General features: G+C 68.2%; 13 protein-coding genes and 2 pseudogenes. 10 read left to right on the top strand and 5 right to left on the bottom strand.

The annotated features are described in order from the left end of the window. Positions 1–26: 26 nt before the first annotated feature. Positions 27–827, bottom strand: a complete 801-nt coding sequence (locus CP984_RS04260) for a hypothetical protein (protein WP_004571773.1) — start codon at positions 825–827, stop codon at positions 27–29. 266 nt (positions 828–1093) lie between these two features. Between CP984_RS04260 and CP984_RS04265 the strand changes: the two genes are divergently transcribed. From CP984_RS04265 to CP984_RS04295, 7 genes and pseudogenes are all read left to right on the top strand, one after another. Next, complete coding sequence (locus CP984_RS04265) at positions 1094–3292, top strand: FUSC family protein (RefSeq protein WP_050498799.1); 2199 nt, start codon at positions 1094–1096, stop codon at positions 3290–3292. A 590-nt stretch (positions 3293–3882) separates the two neighbouring features. After that, the gene (locus CP984_RS42965; protein WP_004571771.1) at positions 3883–4248 is read left to right on the top strand and encodes a DUF6221 family protein; all 366 of its coding nucleotides are present in this window, start codon (positions 3883–3885) and stop codon (positions 4246–4248) included. Between the two features lie 152 nt (positions 4249–4400). Then, positions 4401–5171, top strand: a pseudogene (locus tag CP984_RS04275) (transposase family protein). A gap of 174 nt (positions 5172–5345) precedes the next feature. Beyond that, the gene (locus tag CP984_RS04280) at positions 5346–6752 is read left to right on the top strand and encodes a hypothetical protein (RefSeq protein WP_030179603.1); all 1407 of its coding nucleotides are present in this window, start codon (positions 5346–5348) and stop codon (positions 6750–6752) included. Positions 6753–7105: 353 nt separating this feature from the next. After that, positions 7106–7522, top strand: a complete 417-nt coding sequence (locus CP984_RS04285) for a hypothetical protein (protein WP_030312162.1) — start codon at positions 7106–7108, stop codon at positions 7520–7522. Then, positions 7519–11313 (top strand): caspase, EACC1-associated type, encoded by a 3795-nt coding sequence (locus tag CP984_RS04290; protein WP_004571767.1) that lies wholly within the window; start codon positions 7519–7521, stop codon positions 11311–11313. The genes CP984_RS04285 and CP984_RS04290 overlap by 4 nt, the downstream gene beginning before the upstream one ends. Positions 11314–11398: 85 nt before the next feature. Beyond that, positions 11399–12103, top strand: a complete 705-nt coding sequence (locus CP984_RS04295; protein ID WP_004571766.1) for an nSTAND3 domain-containing NTPase — start codon at positions 11399–11401, stop codon at positions 12101–12103. Between the two features lie 75 nt (positions 12104–12178). On the opposite strand, the pseudogene CP984_RS04300 reads toward CP984_RS04295, so the two are convergent. From CP984_RS04300 to CP984_RS04315, 4 genes and pseudogenes are all read right to left on the bottom strand, one after another. Continuing rightward, positions 12179–12534: pseudogene (locus tag CP984_RS04300) on the bottom strand (ISAzo13-like element transposase-related protein); the annotation flags it as partial. Between the two features lie 45 nt (positions 12535–12579). Further along, on the bottom strand, positions 12580–12915 hold the full coding sequence (locus CP984_RS04305) for a hypothetical protein (protein WP_004571764.1): 336 nt from the start codon (positions 12913–12915) through the stop codon (positions 12580–12582). Beyond that, a complete protein-coding gene (locus tag CP984_RS04310; protein WP_176564532.1) occupies positions 12912–13067 on the bottom strand; it encodes a hypothetical protein in 156 nt (51 codons plus the stop codon). The genes CP984_RS04305 and CP984_RS04310 overlap by 4 nt, the downstream gene beginning before the upstream one ends. A gap of 304 nt (positions 13068–13371) precedes the next feature. Further along, positions 13372–13794, bottom strand: a complete 423-nt coding sequence (locus CP984_RS04315; RefSeq protein WP_004571762.1) for a secondary thiamine-phosphate synthase enzyme YjbQ — start codon at positions 13792–13794, stop codon at positions 13372–13374. A 124-nt stretch (positions 13795–13918) separates the two neighbouring features. Here CP984_RS04315 and CP984_RS42970 point away from each other — a divergent pair, with 124 nt between their 5' ends. The 3 genes from CP984_RS42970 (at position 13919) to CP984_RS04325 (ending at position 15868) form a co-directional block, all read left to right on the top strand. Continuing rightward, positions 13919–14008, top strand: coding sequence for a putative leader peptide (locus tag CP984_RS42970; RefSeq protein WP_351859681.1), 90 nt, complete (start codon positions 13919–13921; stop codon positions 14006–14008). A 211-nt stretch (positions 14009–14219) separates the two neighbouring features. After that, a complete protein-coding gene (locus CP984_RS04320) occupies positions 14220–15071 on the top strand; it encodes an ABC transporter permease (RefSeq protein WP_371281894.1) in 852 nt (283 codons plus the stop codon). After that, entirely contained in the window at positions 15044–15868 is an 825-nt protein-coding gene (locus CP984_RS04325) for an ABC transporter ATP-binding protein (RefSeq protein WP_030312164.1), read from the top strand. The genes CP984_RS04320 and CP984_RS04325 overlap by 28 nt, the downstream gene beginning before the upstream one ends. Positions 15869–15911 lie beyond the last annotated feature (43 nt).

Below are 15911 nucleotides of genomic sequence, written 5' to 3' on the forward strand. Positions count from 1 at the left end.
CGGCCGGTGGGGAGAACCGTTACGGCTCAGGCGGCGGCCGCCGCCCTCTCCAGGCTCTCCGCCAGCCCCTCGGCGAGCCGCCCGTACGCCGCACGGCACCGCTCGTCCTCCTGGCCGTCTGCCACCTCCCGGTTGGCCTCGGCCAGCGCGTAGGCATGGACGTACGCGCCCGGGTACGCCTCGGCATAGGCCCGCGCGTCCCCGTTCGCGTACGCCGCCGCCACCGCCCGGGAATTCGCCAGGGCGTGGGCGTCGGCGAACGACCGCGCATTGGCACCGGTGTTGAGCTTCGCGTAATACGCGGCGAACTCCTCGGTCTTCTCCTCGCCGTAATCATTGGCCGCCGCATAAGCACGGGCATTGGCCGTCGCCGTGGCGAAGGCGTCGGCATAGGCATAAGCGAGCCGGTAAACCTCTCGCAGCGCCGGTTCCAGCGCCGCGGCCCACTCGCTTTCCGTACCCGGGTCCCCCGCCGCGGCCCGCTCGTGCAAGGCGCGTACGGTTTCCAGCTCCGCGCCCGTACCGCCCCGCCGGGCGCTCGCCGCCACCAGCATCGGCAGCGCCGTCCGCAGGTGCCAGTCGTGCACCACGCCGAACGGAATCCGCCCCTCCAAGCGCTCGACCTCCCCGTACACCCGGCGCGCCCAGTCCGTCGCGGCCTCGACGGGCTGCCCGTCGAACAGCGCGGCGGCCACCGGCACGAACCACTCCGGCGCGGTCACCCCCTGCGCGCTCCGCGCTCCGCCTCCGCCCGTACCGGGCCCGTCGGCTTCCAACTGCGCGAGAAAACACGAAAACGCCTCGGCGGCGACCGGGGACGAGCTCATCAGCCTCTCCTCTTACGTTCGCGGGGGCCTTTACCGTATCCCGGCGTACGGTCGGCACCCATTTCCGACGACCGTCACAACCCAGCTACAAACACCGGCGGCCACCGACCGACACGGCCGGCGCAATTCCCGGCCATGCAATGCTGAGACGTTGGCAGTTCACGGCACGGACAGGAGAGTACGGAAGCGTGGGGGCAGTGATACGACGGGGCCTGACCGGTGTGTGGGACCGCTTCGCGGCGTCCGACCCGGGACTGCTGCGGCTGATGGCGGGACTGCGGACGGTGGCGGCCATCGCGCTCACCCTGGTCGTCCTCGCCGTCCTCGGCACCGATGTCACCCACCTGGTCGCGGGCGCCATGACGGCGATGGTCGCCACCTTCGCGATCAAGGAGAAGCAGGTACGCGGCCAGGCGGTCACCCTGGCGCTCGGCCTGCCCGTGGCGCTCGCCGCGGTCTCCCTCGGCGCGCTGCTGCACAGCCAGGTCATCGCGGGCGACGCCTTCTTCGTCGCCCTCATCTTCGGCGCCGTCTACTGCCGCCGCTTCGGCGACCGCGGCACCGCCCTGGGCCTGATCGGCTTCCAGACCTACTTCGTCTCCCTGTTCGTCGGCGTCACCGCGTCCGCCCTGCCCCACCTGGCCCTGACCCTGGTCATCGCCTTCGCGTGCAGCGCCGTCGTCCGCTTCACCGTCGTACCCGAGACGCCGCAGCGCATCCTGCGGTGGCTGCGCGGCGCCTTCCGGGCCCGGGTCGCCCAGCTGGTGGCCACCCACATCGAACTGCTCGACGCCCGCCCCGACCAGCTGGACAAGGTCCTCGACGACCTGCGGCGGCACACCGCCCGGCTGCACGAGTCGGCCCTGATGATCCAGGGCCGCCTGGAGGACGGCACCCGCGACCAGGCCACCGCCTCACTGCTCCAGCGCCGCATCGCCGACGCCGAGATCGCCACCGAGCGGCTGGGCGTCCTGCTGCTCAACGCGCGCACCGCCGAGCGCGCCGACACCCTGACCCTGCACCTGCCCCAGGCGCCGCTGCCCACCGCGGCGAAGAACGAGATGCCGGCCGAGGACCCCGCGACCGTCACCCTGCGCCGCGACCTCAACGCCCTGCACATGCTGGTCTCCCGTGGCGCCTCCGACCACTCCGGCACGGCCGTCGCCCACGTACGCAACCGCCTGCTCGGCTACCGCGACGAGGACAACCTGCCGCGCGCCTCGATCGCCGTCCAGGACGTGTTCCGCGGCATCGGCGAGGCCGCCCGCTCCGTCCTGGGCCTGCGGCTCGCGCTGGACGGCCCCCAGGACGAATCCGACGACACCCCCGCCACGACCCGCTCCCGCGAGGAGTTCGACGCCGAGGACGTCGCGCTGGCCGGCGTCGAGGAGCCCGAGGAGGACGACCGCACCGGCCTGCGGCGGCCCACCACCCGGGCCGCCTTCCAGATCGCGGTCGGCTCCACGCTCGCCATCATCGGCGGCGAGTTCCTCTCCGCCCAGCGCTGGTACTGGGCCGTGCTGACCTGCTGGGTCGTCTTCCTCAACACCGCCTCCACCGGCGAGATCATCATCAAGGGCTACCGCCGCCTGGTCGGTACGGTCCTCGGCGTCATCGCCGGTGTCGCGCTCGCGGGCCTGGTCGGCAACCACACCTGGACGGCGTTCGCGCTGATCCTGCTCTTCGTCTTCGCGATGTTCTTCACGGCGCCGCTCTCCTACGCCCTGATGTCCTTCTTCGTCACGGCGATGCTCGGCCTGCTCTACACCCTCCTGAACACCTACAGCCTCGACGTCCTCATCCTGCGCATCGAGGAAACCGCCCTCGGCGCCGCCTGCGGCATCATCGCCGCCGCCCTCGTCCTGCCGGTCCACACCGACCGCCGCACCGACGACCTCCTCGGCACGGTCCTGACCAAACTCGACGAGGTCGTCGCCGCCTCCGTCGACCAGCTCAGCGGCGGCCCCGCCACCGACCTCCTCGGCCTCTCCCGCGACCTCGACACCGCCCTCGACGACCTACGCGCCTCCACCCGCCCCCTGACCCACCCCATCACCCCCCTGCGCGTCCGCCGCCAAACCGTCCGCTACGTGGTCGCCCTCCTGGAGACCAGCGCCTACCACGCCCGCTCCCTGGCAGCCACCGCCGAACTCCTCCCCTACAGCAAAACCATCGCCGCCGACCCCCGCCTGGAACGCGTGGGCCACCGCATAGCCCACAACATCGAAACCATCACGGCACATGTACGGGGCGAGAAGACAGACGCGAAGGTGTCCTCGGGCGCCACCATCATCTCCCTCCTGGAGTCAGACGGTTCAGGCGCCCCGAACCCCGGCACGGTGACCTACCGGGTGCTGCGGCATCTCCAGCGCTTGGACGAGGGGGTCTCGGGGTTGGCCCGGCCGTTGGGGGTGGCGGTGGAGGGGCGAACCGATGCCAAGAAGGAGCGGGCTGGGAGGAAGTAAGGGCAGCCCCCAAGCCGAATCCCAGGGCAGGCGCAGAAGTCGTCAATCGTTGTCCTTGCTGAACAACCAGACGAACACGTAGAGCGGTACCCGCCTGCCGCCAGGGCCCTCACCAGGATCAGCACGTGCCTCACCTGGCCGCACTGCACCAGCACCACGAAAAAGGGCACTGTTGGCAGCGGGCCGCCCTCGACGACGTGCCCGTCCAGCTTGTTGTCGACAATTCGGCGCTGTCTCATGTGCCGGGAAGTACGCCTGCCCCCGTTCACCCCAGAAAACTCAACCGCACCCGTCGCTCCGGATTGTCCCGGTTCGTATCCATCAACCTCCGTTAAGGCAACCTCAGCGCACCCGCATAGGTTCGGGGTCAACAGACGCTTGGACGGGAGTCTTCACGCGATGGCGGGCCCTTCGCGCTAATGGAGCAGGAGCCACAGGCTCCTAGCCGATCGCCTCGAGTCGGCAAGGTCTTGTCTCGAGCGGTCCGTGCCGCCGCGGTGACCGGTCTCCCCTCAGGATGACGTTGCAGAAGCAGCCCTGTCCGGCATGATGCTTCCTTCAGCTGCTATACACCGAGGGGGAACCACCTAATGAAAAGTGATGAAGTCGCGGACCTGACGAACTTCCTCCGAGCTCGCATTGAAGAGGACGAAGCTGCGGCACAGGCCGTGAAGCCCGGCACGGTCGAGGACACCGCAGGGTTGAAGGCCCGGGTCCTCGCAGACGTCGCCGCCAAACGAGGTGTGCTGCGATTCCTGGAGCGGATGCAGCAGCACGCAGGGCACGACGACTTCATGGTTCACGGTCCCGCCAGGTTTGCGCTCTCTGCGACTACGTTCCCGCTCCGTCACCTTGTTGCGGCATACGCCACACACCCCGACTTCCGTCCTGAGTGGGGGCCGAACGAGGAGGAGATCGAGCGGGACCCGAGGTTCAGTCGCTCCGGCCGGGCATAGGTCGCAGGCTCACAGGGGGATCGAGGCCCGTCATTGCTTCACGCGGCGGCGGGCCTTCATTTTCATGGCACCTTCGGCCGACACTCACCAGCGTAACGGCGCGTTCGGCTAAAGCGTGTTGCATAAGGCCGTGAACTGGGCATCTCCGGTGTATGGGTGGAGTGTTGATGGTCGAGCGAGTGTGGGTGAAGACGTTCACCGGGCTTCGGGTGGAGCAGTTCGGCCGGTTACTCAAAGTGGTCCGCGACCGCGGCGGGAACGGTATGCTGCAGGGTCGGCCGTAAAATCTTCCGCTGGCCGAGCCGGTGCTGGTGGTGGCGGTGTACTACCGCACGAATCAGGCCATGCGGCAGCTGGCGCCGCTGTTCGGCGTCTCCTCCTCGACGGTGTGCCGGGTGATCCAACGCCTCGGTCCGCTGCTCTCCCTCGAGCCGGTCTCCCGGCCCTCCGAGGCGGCGGAACGGCTGTGGATCGTGGACGGCACCCTGCTCCCGGTCCGTGACCGGCACGTCGGCTCGTCCTCGCGCAACTACCGGTTCTCGGCGAACGTACAGGTCATCGTGGGCGCCGACACTCGCCTCGTGATCGCCGCCTCCCGGCCGGTCCCGGGCACCACTGCGGATGCGCATGCCTGGCGGGTCTCCGGGCTGGCCAGGCGATGCGAGGGCGTTACTCTGCTCGGCGACGGCGCCTATCTCCACTGCGGGATGTCGGTGCCCCACCGCAAACGCCCCGGACGGGCCCTGCTCAAGGACGAGGAGGACGATAACGCCGCCCACCGCAAGGTGCGTGCCCGGGTGGAGCATGTGATCGGCCGGATGAAGAACTACAAGATCCTCCGCGGCTGCCGACAGCGCGGCGACGGTCTCCACCACGCGGTCCAGGCCATCGCCTACATGCACAACCTCGCCCTCGCATCATGACCAGAGAGCCGCGATCACACACCCTGACCTGCCCGAACACGGCCTTGTGCAACACGTTTTAGGACAACGACCCGACGTACACCGTCCAGCTCTTAATGGAGACGGACAGCTGCACTGTCATGGCCTGAATTACACCCTTGTCATCGATATCTGCAATTCTTACTGTGCCAATGCATGGACTCCACAGCCTTCGACGTGATCAGGCGACTCGGTGACCTCCTGACCGTGCAGGTGAACTCATCACCCGAGCTCTTCGCCGGAGTGGGAAAAGCAGCAGTTGCCGTCGACCGTGAGCGAGCGAAGAAGAAGACCAGGAACGAAGGTCACGGCCCCCGCAAGCCGGACTTGCGTCAACTCCCCCTCGCCGAGCGCGCCCCTCTACGGACGACTCCGTGGGACCTGCTCGCGACGTTCGCGCGCGCTACGACCCTTGCCCGGCAAGGACGAGGCAGGGGGCTGGCTGAGCACTGGCAGGGCCTGAAATACTGCCGGGCCTTTGCCGCCGACCGGCACGGAAGCCTGCACCTCACCGATGAAGGGAAGGCTCCCGAGCTGTCCTATCGGGCTATGCAGGCAAGGGAGCTGGGCCGGGCGTTTGGACTCGCTGTCGCAGAGCGGGCGCTTCGCGAACGGTATCCGGACCGCCTGATCAGCATCGTCGACGCGGAAATCGTTTTACTTCCCGGCTTCGCGCGGACCAAGCCGGCTGGGACTCTCGGTGCGAGACCGCGGCCGGACTTCCTGCTGGAGGTATGGCGTCCTGGGGAGGCTTCCCGGATCTTCGTGGTGACCGTGAACGGCAACCATCAAACTGTGAAGCCGAAGACCTCCGCGAGCTCTCGCACGACATACAGACAACTGGCTCGTGGCAGTGAGCGCGTGGAGCGGCTACATATGCGGCAGTGGAACGAAACTCCCACACTCATGACTTCGACCGAGTTCCTGGCGACTGCCGGTGTGACCGTACACGTCCTGCACACAGATGGGGACGTCGAGCTCCCGGTACGCCCGGGATCAGGTGCGGGTTCAGCCGATGTGGCTATCGAGCGCCGCGCCCTACCGTACGTGGACTCCGTGGCCATCCCGACGGCACGCGGGGCGGAACGGCACAACGCCTTTATGATCCCTGAACAGCAGCTCTCCTGGTTCGGCCAAGTGATTGCCCGGGCCCACGCCGCCGGGCAGCTCTCACTGGCCGGTGGCGGAGGCACGGTCGGCCAGTATCTGATCGATGAGCAGGGCCGCAAGCACTTCAGCGAAATGACCTTCGCCGGGACTGCCAGTGTCCACGACGCGGAAGTCCGTTTCGCGGAGGAGCGATACGTCGGTACGGACCAGGTCTTCCGTATCAACGGCACGCGCGTTGAAGCGTTCTCTGGCATGGCCACAGATCTCTATGATCTGCTCGCGGATGGCAAGGTGGAGGAGTACCGCCGACGGGCGTACGAACGGCGGAACGACTGGCCCGAGCCAGAAGATATCGACGACTGGGGTGCGAGTTCCTTTCGCCCGGACGGCACTGCGCTCGCGATACGGGTGGTGCCGACGAGGGCATTGGCCGATGACCGGTCCCTGCAGTGACCCACGTCACTAACGATGAAGGGGCGGGCACCAACCTGCGGGTGAGGAAACACGCTTCCAACTTGGCGCGGGGGACGAGCCCAGCAGTCCCAGATCCCGCTATACCAGCGGACGTACTCCTGGACCGAGAAGCAGCCGGCACAGCCGTGGGGGCGACATCCTGGACCAGTTTGAGCTGGCTCGAGGGAGACCGGGAACGAGCCGGGTATCAGGTCGGACACCTCTCCTCCGACGCTCAGACGTGGCCGGATGCCGTCCCTCCCGTTCAGCCTCGACTGTCTCTTACAGCGGCCCGCATGCCAGAGTCGCCGGACGGACCGTGCAAGCACATACGCGAACGCAAGGAGCAACACATGCGCAACGGGGGAACGCCGTGGACACTGACCGTGCCCACAAGCGGCGACACACTTCGGCAGGAGCGTCTCACCCGGGATTTGCACGCCACCCTGCACGCGACGGACGGTCTCGTCGTCGGCTTTCATGAAGCGGACGAACCCACGCAACCGGGCCATAAGGGTGCCGGTGTAGGTGAGGTGGCTCTCTGGGCCGCCAGCACCGCCGCTGTCGCCCGCCCGGCGTCTCAGGTCCTGATCACTCTGATCAAGGAGTGGTGTGCCAAGGAGCGACACCGCAAGGTCGTGGTCACCGTCGGGGACGACTCCATAGAGATCACTGGACGTCCGGATGTCGCACAGGAGCGCATGGTCCGCGAGTTCCAGGACCGGGTCGCCAACGACGACGGTCCCGAACCGGATGACAGCGCAGTATGACGCGCCTCCACAAGCGCCGGGCTCTCCTGATCGGCAATGAGCACTACGACGACGGCCGTTTCTCTCCGCTGGCCTCCGTACGGGCGGATGTATGGGGACTCGCCCAGGTACTGAAGCACCGCAACATCGGCAACTTCGTCTCCGTCCAGACCGAATCCGATCTCACCGCCGACGACATGCGGGTGGTCATCGGCGAGTTCCTTCAGGAGCGCGACGAGGACGAACTCGCGCTCGTATACGTCTCCGGGCACGGTGTGCGCACCGTACGTGACGGTGGCGAGTTCCACTTCGTCGCCAAGGACACCGACTACGACCGGGTGGCCTCGACCGCTGTCAGCGCCGGGTTCCTCAACGACACTCTGGAAGAGTGCGTCGCCCCGCAGAAGATCGTGATGATCGACTGCTGCCGCAGCGGAGGGTTCGCCGTGGGCCTGCGCACATCGGATCGACGGCCCGAGAACTCCGTGTCGAAGTCCGGCGAGCAGCCCCCACTGACCAGCAGGGGCGTGTACGTCCTGTCGTCCTCGCGGGCCGGGGAGGACTCGAATGCGGACGCGGGCGACGGTGAGGAGGTGAAGCCATCGGCGTTCACCGGCGAGGTCATCGAGGCGCTGCGCACGGGAAAAGTCAGCAAGGACAGCGGCAGCGCGGTAACGGTCAGCGACCTGTTCCACTACGTCAACCGGCGCATGCGTGCCGTGGACGGCGGGCGCCAGGTGCCGGTGCAGTCCACACACGGCGTCGACGACCGCATCGTCATCGCGGACAGCCCCTTCGGCCGGGCCCCCATCCTCGATCCTCTGCGCTCCCGGCCCCGAACCGCCGCCGGAGAAGCGCCACAACCGCGTGCCGCGAAATCCGCCAACGAGCAACCCACCTGGGGCAACCTGCTGGACTACTACCGTGAATGCGTCCTGGCCGAGAGCGCCGAGACACCTCTGATGGACGTGAGCCATCAGGACACGTCGTACGTGTGCCTGGATGGCGCGGAGAGATTCATCTCCGGCGACGTCGACGATGACGGCTGCGTCGCGCTTCCCGAGGAGGCGGCCCCACTGGTGAACTCAGCAGCCGAGGATGACGCTGAGCTCTGGGCGGGCTACCCGGCCGTGGTCCTCACCGGGCCTCGCGCCGGGCGCCCCTGGCGGCAGCCGAAGTTCGCGCCGCTGCTGGTACGCCGCGTCGAGATCGTTCAGGACGAAGGCGAAGTGCGGCTCAAGCCGTACGGCCCGGTCCAGCCGCATCCTCAGCTGGCGCACGACTGGCTGGGCGAGGAGGAAGCCAACCAGCTCATCGACACGTTTCAGCCGTCCTGGCATCGAGGGCAGCACGACCGTATGGCGGTGGAGGTGCGCAATCTCCTCACGCAGGAGTTCGAACTGCCGTGTGTGCAGGAGCTCCGTCCCGACCAGCTCGCCGACCGCATCGACGTCCGCACGCCCGGCCACGGGGCCCGCAACACCGCGGTCCTGTTTGCGGCACGCCCTCAGACAGGCTTCACGAAGGGGCTTCTCAACGACTTCGCCGACATCGCCGAACAGGCGAACCAGATCGGGAAGACCGCCCTCGGTGCACTGGCGCCCGAGGCCTCGCAGCGGGCTCGGTCACACGCCCACACGGACCCCGAACCAGCGCGCCTTGTGACACCGCTGCCCTGCAACGAAGCCCAGACGGCGGTTCTCCGGTCGGCCATGACCCGCCGCCTCACAGTGGCCACGGGGCCGCCCGGCACCGGTAAGAGCCAGCTGGTCGCCAACCTCGTGGCCACGGCGATCGCGGCAGGTCAGACCGTACTCGTCGCGTCCACCAACAACGACGCCGTGGACGAGGTCTGGCGCCGCTGCGACAAGCTGGTGCCCGGCAGCGTCGTGCGCACCGGCTCGGCGCGGAAGAACGGCAAGAGCAACGCGGAGCACGAGGCCGCCGCGCTGCACGCGCTGCGTACCGGCCCGGAGCCGTCCACCACCGTGGCCACGGCATCCATGGCCACCGCGCTGGCCACCGACAGCCTGGCAGAAGTGCGGCAAGGTCTGGCACACCTCGCGGAGACCGAGGCGCGGCTTCGCCGGGCAGGCGAAGCCCGTGCTCACCACGCGGAACAGCTCGGGACCACCGTCACCGAACTCCAGGACCTGCTTGGTGGCACATCCCGGTGGAGGGAGCTGGAGAACAAGGCACGCCGCCTCGCCCACACGCGCTTCCTCGGATCGTGGCGCCGAACCCGATTCCTGCGCACGACCGGTCTGAAGGAGTACGCCGCTGATCCCGCCACGGGATGCCTCGCTCTCGCCGGCTTCGCCGCGGCTGAGGCTGAATGGCGTGACGGGCGCGAGCACGCGGCGGCTGTTGACGACACATCCCTCACGCGTGCCCTCCACGATGCGGAGAGCACCGTCCAGGACGCTTCACGCACACTCCTCGCCGCCACGGTCCAAGCCGCTGCCTGGGCCGGACGCCGCCGCATTCTCGACCTGTTGATGGCTCGGGACGGCAAACGCAGCGACTGGCCGCAGATGCGGAGAGTTCTGGGTCGCTCGAACGGTTCCACGGACGCGCCCGCTGTGGCCGGCTGGGCTGTCACCAGCCTTTCCGCCCGGCGGTTCCCGCCGGGCCCGGCCCTGTTCGATCTCGTCGTCGTCGACGAGGCCAGTCAGTGCGCCATCCCGCACGTCTTGCCGCTGCTGTTTCGGGCGCGGCGCGCCCTAGTCATCGGCGACCCCATGCAGCTCACGCACATCACGCAGACCAGCTCGCACCGCGAGGCTCTCATCCGGCACGCAAACGGGCTGCGGTCCGACTGGCTGGAGAAGCACCATCTCGCCTACCGGCGCCACTCCGCCTTCCACGCGGCCGAGCAGTCCGCGGGCGGCACATTGCTTCTCGATGAGCACTTCCGCTGTCATCCGCACATCGCCGGGATCTCCAACGATTTCTTCTACGACGGCGGGCTGACCGTGCTGACTGACACCCGCGGCCGTCCAGCTCTGGCGCACCGCCCAGCTGTCATCTGGACGGATGTGACCGGGCGGGCCGCCCGCCCTCCGTTCGGCGGCTCCTGGGTCAACGAGGACGAGATCCGCAAAGTGCTCGACAGCGTCCGCTATCTGCTGGAACAACTTCCGCCCGAGGCCACCGTCGGCGTTGTCACTCCCTTCACGGCGCAGGCCGAAACGCTGCGCAAGCGGCTGCGGCCGTACGACGAGGAGCGCCTGCGCATCGGTACGGTGCACACCTTCCAAGGTGGAGAACGCGACGTCATGGTGTTCTCGCTCGTCGCCGCAGAAGGCATGCATCCTGGCGCCGTCGAGTGGGTCGGCGGACAGCTGAACCTGTGGAACGTCGCCATCACCCGGGCACGCTGCCACCTCATCGTGGTGGGGGACAAGGAGCTCTGGCGAAAGCGGGGAGGTGTGGGCGCCGCGCTGCTGGAGGCCGCGGAACGGGACGGCGTACCCCCCGGTGACAAAGAGGAGGATGTGCTGCTCAAACGCCTGTACCGGACCCTCTCGCGTACTGAGGAAGGCACCGTCACGCTGGGCGAGATCGTTCACGGACACTCGGCGGACGCTCTGGTGAGAGGCGTCGGCGCTACCGCGCCTAGGGCTGTACTACTCGACAGGGGAATCAACGAGGGCTCCGACGCGGCCCGCCACCTGCGGCTCATGCTGCACCGCAGGAACCTGCTGGGCAGTGAGGACAGAGAAGTCGAAGCCGTTCGATGGCCGGCTTGGAGGCTGTACGAGACAGGCGAACAGCGGGGGGTGAGCAACACGGTTCCGGAGAGACTCTAGAGGGCAACCTGCCCCCCTCTGCCAGCACTCGGATGGTTACAGGGGGTATGGAGGCCGGTGGCGGTATTTATGAGGTGAACACGGCTTGGACTCCTTCGACCTGGGGCGGTTGACGGACCATGACTTCGAGGTGGTCTGCCGTGATCTGTTCAGTGACGTCCTCGGTACCCCGCTGGAAATCTTCCCGCGCGGCCGGGACCGTGGCATCGACCTGCGGTACACCGGTCCCTCCGGGACGACCGTCGTGCAGTGCAAGCACTGGCCGCGCGCCACCCAGACGACGCTGATCAGGCGCCTGATCAAGAATGAACTGCACAAGGTCCGCGCGCTGGCAGCCGACCGTTACGTCGTCGCCAAGACGGTCGGTCTGACCGTCGACGGCAAAGAAAAGCTCTGCCGTGCCTTCGCCCCGTACGTGCGCGACACCGGCGATCTGTACGGCGCGGATGAGATCGTCGCCGAACTGCTGCACCGTCCGGATCTGGTCCGGCGGCACTTCCGGCTCTGGCTGAGCAGCACCTCCGTCCTCCAGGCCGTGCTGAACCAGGACCGGTACCTGCGTTCGTCATGGCTTCAGAAGCGGCTACCGAGCGTCGCCGACACCTTCGTCCCGCACGAGGGCTTCGAGCGAGCCAAGCAGCTTCTGGACGCCCAGCAGGTCTGTGTCATCGCTGGCATCCCTGGGGTGGACAAGACGACTGTGGCGCTGATGCTCGCGACCTGGCTGATGGGCAACAACTACGAGGTCCACGAGATCTCCCAGGACGTCGACGAGATCGGCACCCATTGACGCGACGGCACGCGGCAAGTGTTCCTGTACGACGACTTCGCGCAGCAAGTCGGCGACGGTGTCAGCGCCGACCTAGTGCCCGGCCCGGGTCAGCTTCCGCGCGAGGGTGCGGGTCGACTTCACCGTCCACCACAGCGGTGACATCGGATCGCCCCGCTCGTCCGGCTCGACCAGTGCCAGCAGCGCGGGCCGCAGCCCGGGGGCGAGGTCCACGACCGGTTTGCGCCCTGCCCGGCCGCCGCACCCGCCCCAACGGGGACTCACCGGCCTTCAGCTCGAACCCCCCTACGCACGGTCGTCTCGCTCACCCCGGCCCTCGCGCTGGGCGGGGAGCAGGGGCGTGAGCCGTGCATCAGGGAAGTCTCTGGCGCCTTCGTCGCGCACCGCCATCCGGACGACCACGTCAACCGGCAGCGGCACGCCCCAAGCATCGGCGACCGCCTACACACTGGCGATGACGCCGCTGGTGGAAGAGCTCATGCCGAGTTCGATGGGAGCGCCCCGGTGAGGTACAGCTTCCCGCCACAGGGCTCCGCATTCGGGTGTGTGGCGCACTCCCGCACCGCGAGGATGGTCGTCGCCCGTGCCTTGGTCCGGTCGGTGGGGGCCACCACCACCTCGTGCGGCGAACTGCCGAGCCGGTGCGCGAATCGAGCGGTGCTGCCCGGTCCGTGCACCGACAGCGTGACCAGCGAGGGTACGGGGCGACGCCGCTCGTCGAGGAAGACGCCCTGCACGATCTCGCCGTGGTGCCAGGCGGCGTGTCCGGCGCCCTCCGTGCCATGGGCGGCGGCCTTGGACGGGCGGGTCACGGCCGTCGCGTGCCGGCCGCCATCCGGTAGCGGTACATGGTGGTGGGTTCGGCGCTGAACAGGGAGAAGGGGAAGGGCTCCGAGGCCAGGGCTATCACGCCCCGGCCTCGGAAGGCGCGAGCCGCGACGCTGCCGGTCGGGGCGTACACCACCAGCGGCACACCGCATTCGCGGCAGCGGGCCAGGATGGTGTCGAAGCTGCCCTTGCCGATGGTCAGGCAGGAACTGAATGCTGGTGACCACTCAGTCGGTGCGGACGGACGAGGACACCGTCCGTGATGTGGTCCATCGGTTCGACGAGAAGTACAGGGCCGTGTCATCCGAATCAGCCGTGAGCGGTTCCGCCTCGACCTGTCAACATTCGGACGGCGCGCGGCCGTCGCAAGCACAGGCCGGCCTTCTCGCTTGGTACGGCCGAGCATCAACCCTTCAGTCATGCCTGTGACTGCCTCGGAGCTACCCGAGAAACGACAACCGCACCCGCCGCTCCGGATTATCCCGATTCGTATCCACGACACACACCGACTGCCACGTCCCCAACGCCATCCGCCCGTCGACGACCGGAAGCGTCGCATGGGGTGGGACGAAGGCCGGGAGGACGTGGTCGCGGCCGTGGCCCGGGGAGCCGTGTTGGTGGCGCCAGCGGTTGTCAGCGGGGAGGAGGTCGGCGAGGGCGGTGAGGAGGTCGTCGTCGCTGCCGGCGCCGGTTTCGATGATGGCGATGCCGGCGGTTGCGTGCGGGACGAAGACGTTCAGGAGGCCGTCGGCGCCGTCCGCGACGTCGCGGAGGAAGGCGGCGCAGTCGTCGGTGATGTCGGCGACCGCTTCCTTGGTGCCGGTGGTGAGGTCCAGGGTCCGGGTCTTGAATGCGTTGCTCATGGGTCCATTTTCGTACGGGTGGGGTGTGGATCGGGGCAGCGGTGGGGCAATGTCGCCGCAATAAAGGTCCAGCAGGTGAGATGATGTTTGACCCGACTTCGGGTGCGCCGCTACGTTCAGCGACATGTCTACGTCAGCCCGGCTCACCACGCGCGGTCACATCGACCTGCTGCGGGTGGCGTCCGCCGCGTGTCGGCGCGGTTGCCGGGGCTGAGGGCTTTTGCTCCGCTGACGCCCTTGGGCCGCGTTCAGAAGTGATCCGCGCGCCTCTTGCGTTGCCTTTCTTTTGACTGTCTCGCGCGCCGAATGTACGGCGTGTTCTCGGCACGTTCCCCTTTCCCCCCGCTGGGTTGCCCAGGTCAGGCGTACGGCGGAAGGGGGCGTGCGTCTTCTGATCTGGAGCTTCCGTGACTGTTGATCAGGCCGTGCCTGTGCATGCCCCACCCGAGGCACCGCCATCGCATACGAGGCGGCCCGACCTCGTTCCCGTCGTCCCCCTGTCGGTCCGGCGGCGGTCCGTGCCCCGGTGGCTTCGGCGCGTCGTGGTGCCCGTCCTGTTGCTCGTGCTGTGGCAGGTGCTGAGCGCGAGCGGGGCGCTGCCGGAGGACATCCTCGCCTCGCCGGGGACCATCGCCCGTACGGCATGGACGCTGGTCTCCGACGGCACGTTGCCGTCGGCGATGCTCGTGTCGCTGCAACGGGTCGCCGTCGGACTGGTGGCGGGGGTGGTCGCCGGGGTGGCGCTCGCGCTCGTGTCCGGGCTGTCGCGGCTTGGGGAGGATCTTGTCGATCCCGTGGTGCAGATGTTGCGGTCCGTGCCATGGGTGGGCGTTATTCCGCTGTTCATTATTTGGCTGGGGATCGGTGAGGCGCCGAAGGTCGCGTTGATCTCGCTGGGGGTCGCCTTTCACCTGTACTTGAATGTGTATGCCGGGATTCGCGGTGTGGATGCGCAATTGGTGGAGGCCGGCACCTCGCTGGGTCTCGGGCGCTGGGGGCTGATCCGGCACGTCGTACTCCCCGGTGCGCTGCCGGGCGCCATGACGGGGCTTCGCTATTCGCTCGCCACCGCCTGGCTGGCGCTCGTTTTCGGTGAGCAGGTGAATGCCGATGACGGGCTCGGGTTCCTGATGAATCAGGCCCGGGAGTTCTTCCGTACCGACGTGATCGTGGTGTGCCTCGTGGTGTACGCGGTCCTCGGGCTGCTCGCCGACTTCATCGTCCGCACTCTGGAAAGGCTGCTGCTGCAATGGCGACCGACGTTCACCGGACAGTAGAAGGGCCGGAAGGGGAGAAGCAGTTGGGGGTGGGCGGGGTGGCTGACGGAGGTGCTGCCGTACGGGTTCGGGGGCTGCGGCGGGCCTTCGGCGGGCGGGCCGTCATCGATGGGCTGCGGTTGGATGTGGCGCCCGGTGAATTCGTGGCGCTGCTCGGGCGGAGTGGGTGCGGCAAGTCCACGCTGTTGCGGGTGCTCGCCGGGCTGGACCGGGAGATCGAGGGGCAGGTGCTCGTACCGGCCCGGAAGGCCGTCGCCTTTCAGGCTCCCCGGCTGATGCCGTGGAAACGGGTGTGGCGAAATGTGCTGCTGGGGCTGCCGGGGAAACCCGAACGCGGCGTAGCTGAGGCGGCGTTGGGCGAGGTGGGGCTGGGGCATCGGGCGGACGCGTGGCCCAAGACGCTGTCCGGCGGTGAGGCTCAGCGCGCTTCGCTGGCCCGCGCGCTCGTACGCGAACCCGACCTGCTGTTGCTGGACGAGCCGTTCGGCGCCCTCGATGCGCTGACGCGCATCAAGGCGCAGCGGCTGGTGGCCGAGCTGTGGCGGGAGCGCGGCTGCGCGGTGCTGCTCGTCACGCATGACGTGGAGGAGGCCCTGTTGCTGGCCGATCGGGTGCTGGTGATGGAGGACGGCGTGATCGCGTACGAGGAGGAGGTCCGCCTGCCGCGCCCCCGCACCGTTGGCGACCCGCTGTTCGCCGCGCTGCGCGCGCAACTGCTGGACCGCTTGGGGGTGGAGGCGGATGAGGAGCAGGACAACGAGGTGGAAGCGGGTGCGGCGGGGGTGGTTGTTGCCTGACGGCGGTTGCCGCTGCCGTTACCGCCAGCGCCGCTGCCGTACG

Origin of the sequence: Streptomyces rimosus (assembly GCF_008704655.1) — a bacterium.
GTDB lineage: Bacteria > Actinomycetota > Actinomycetes > Streptomycetales > Streptomycetaceae > Streptomyces > Streptomyces rimosus.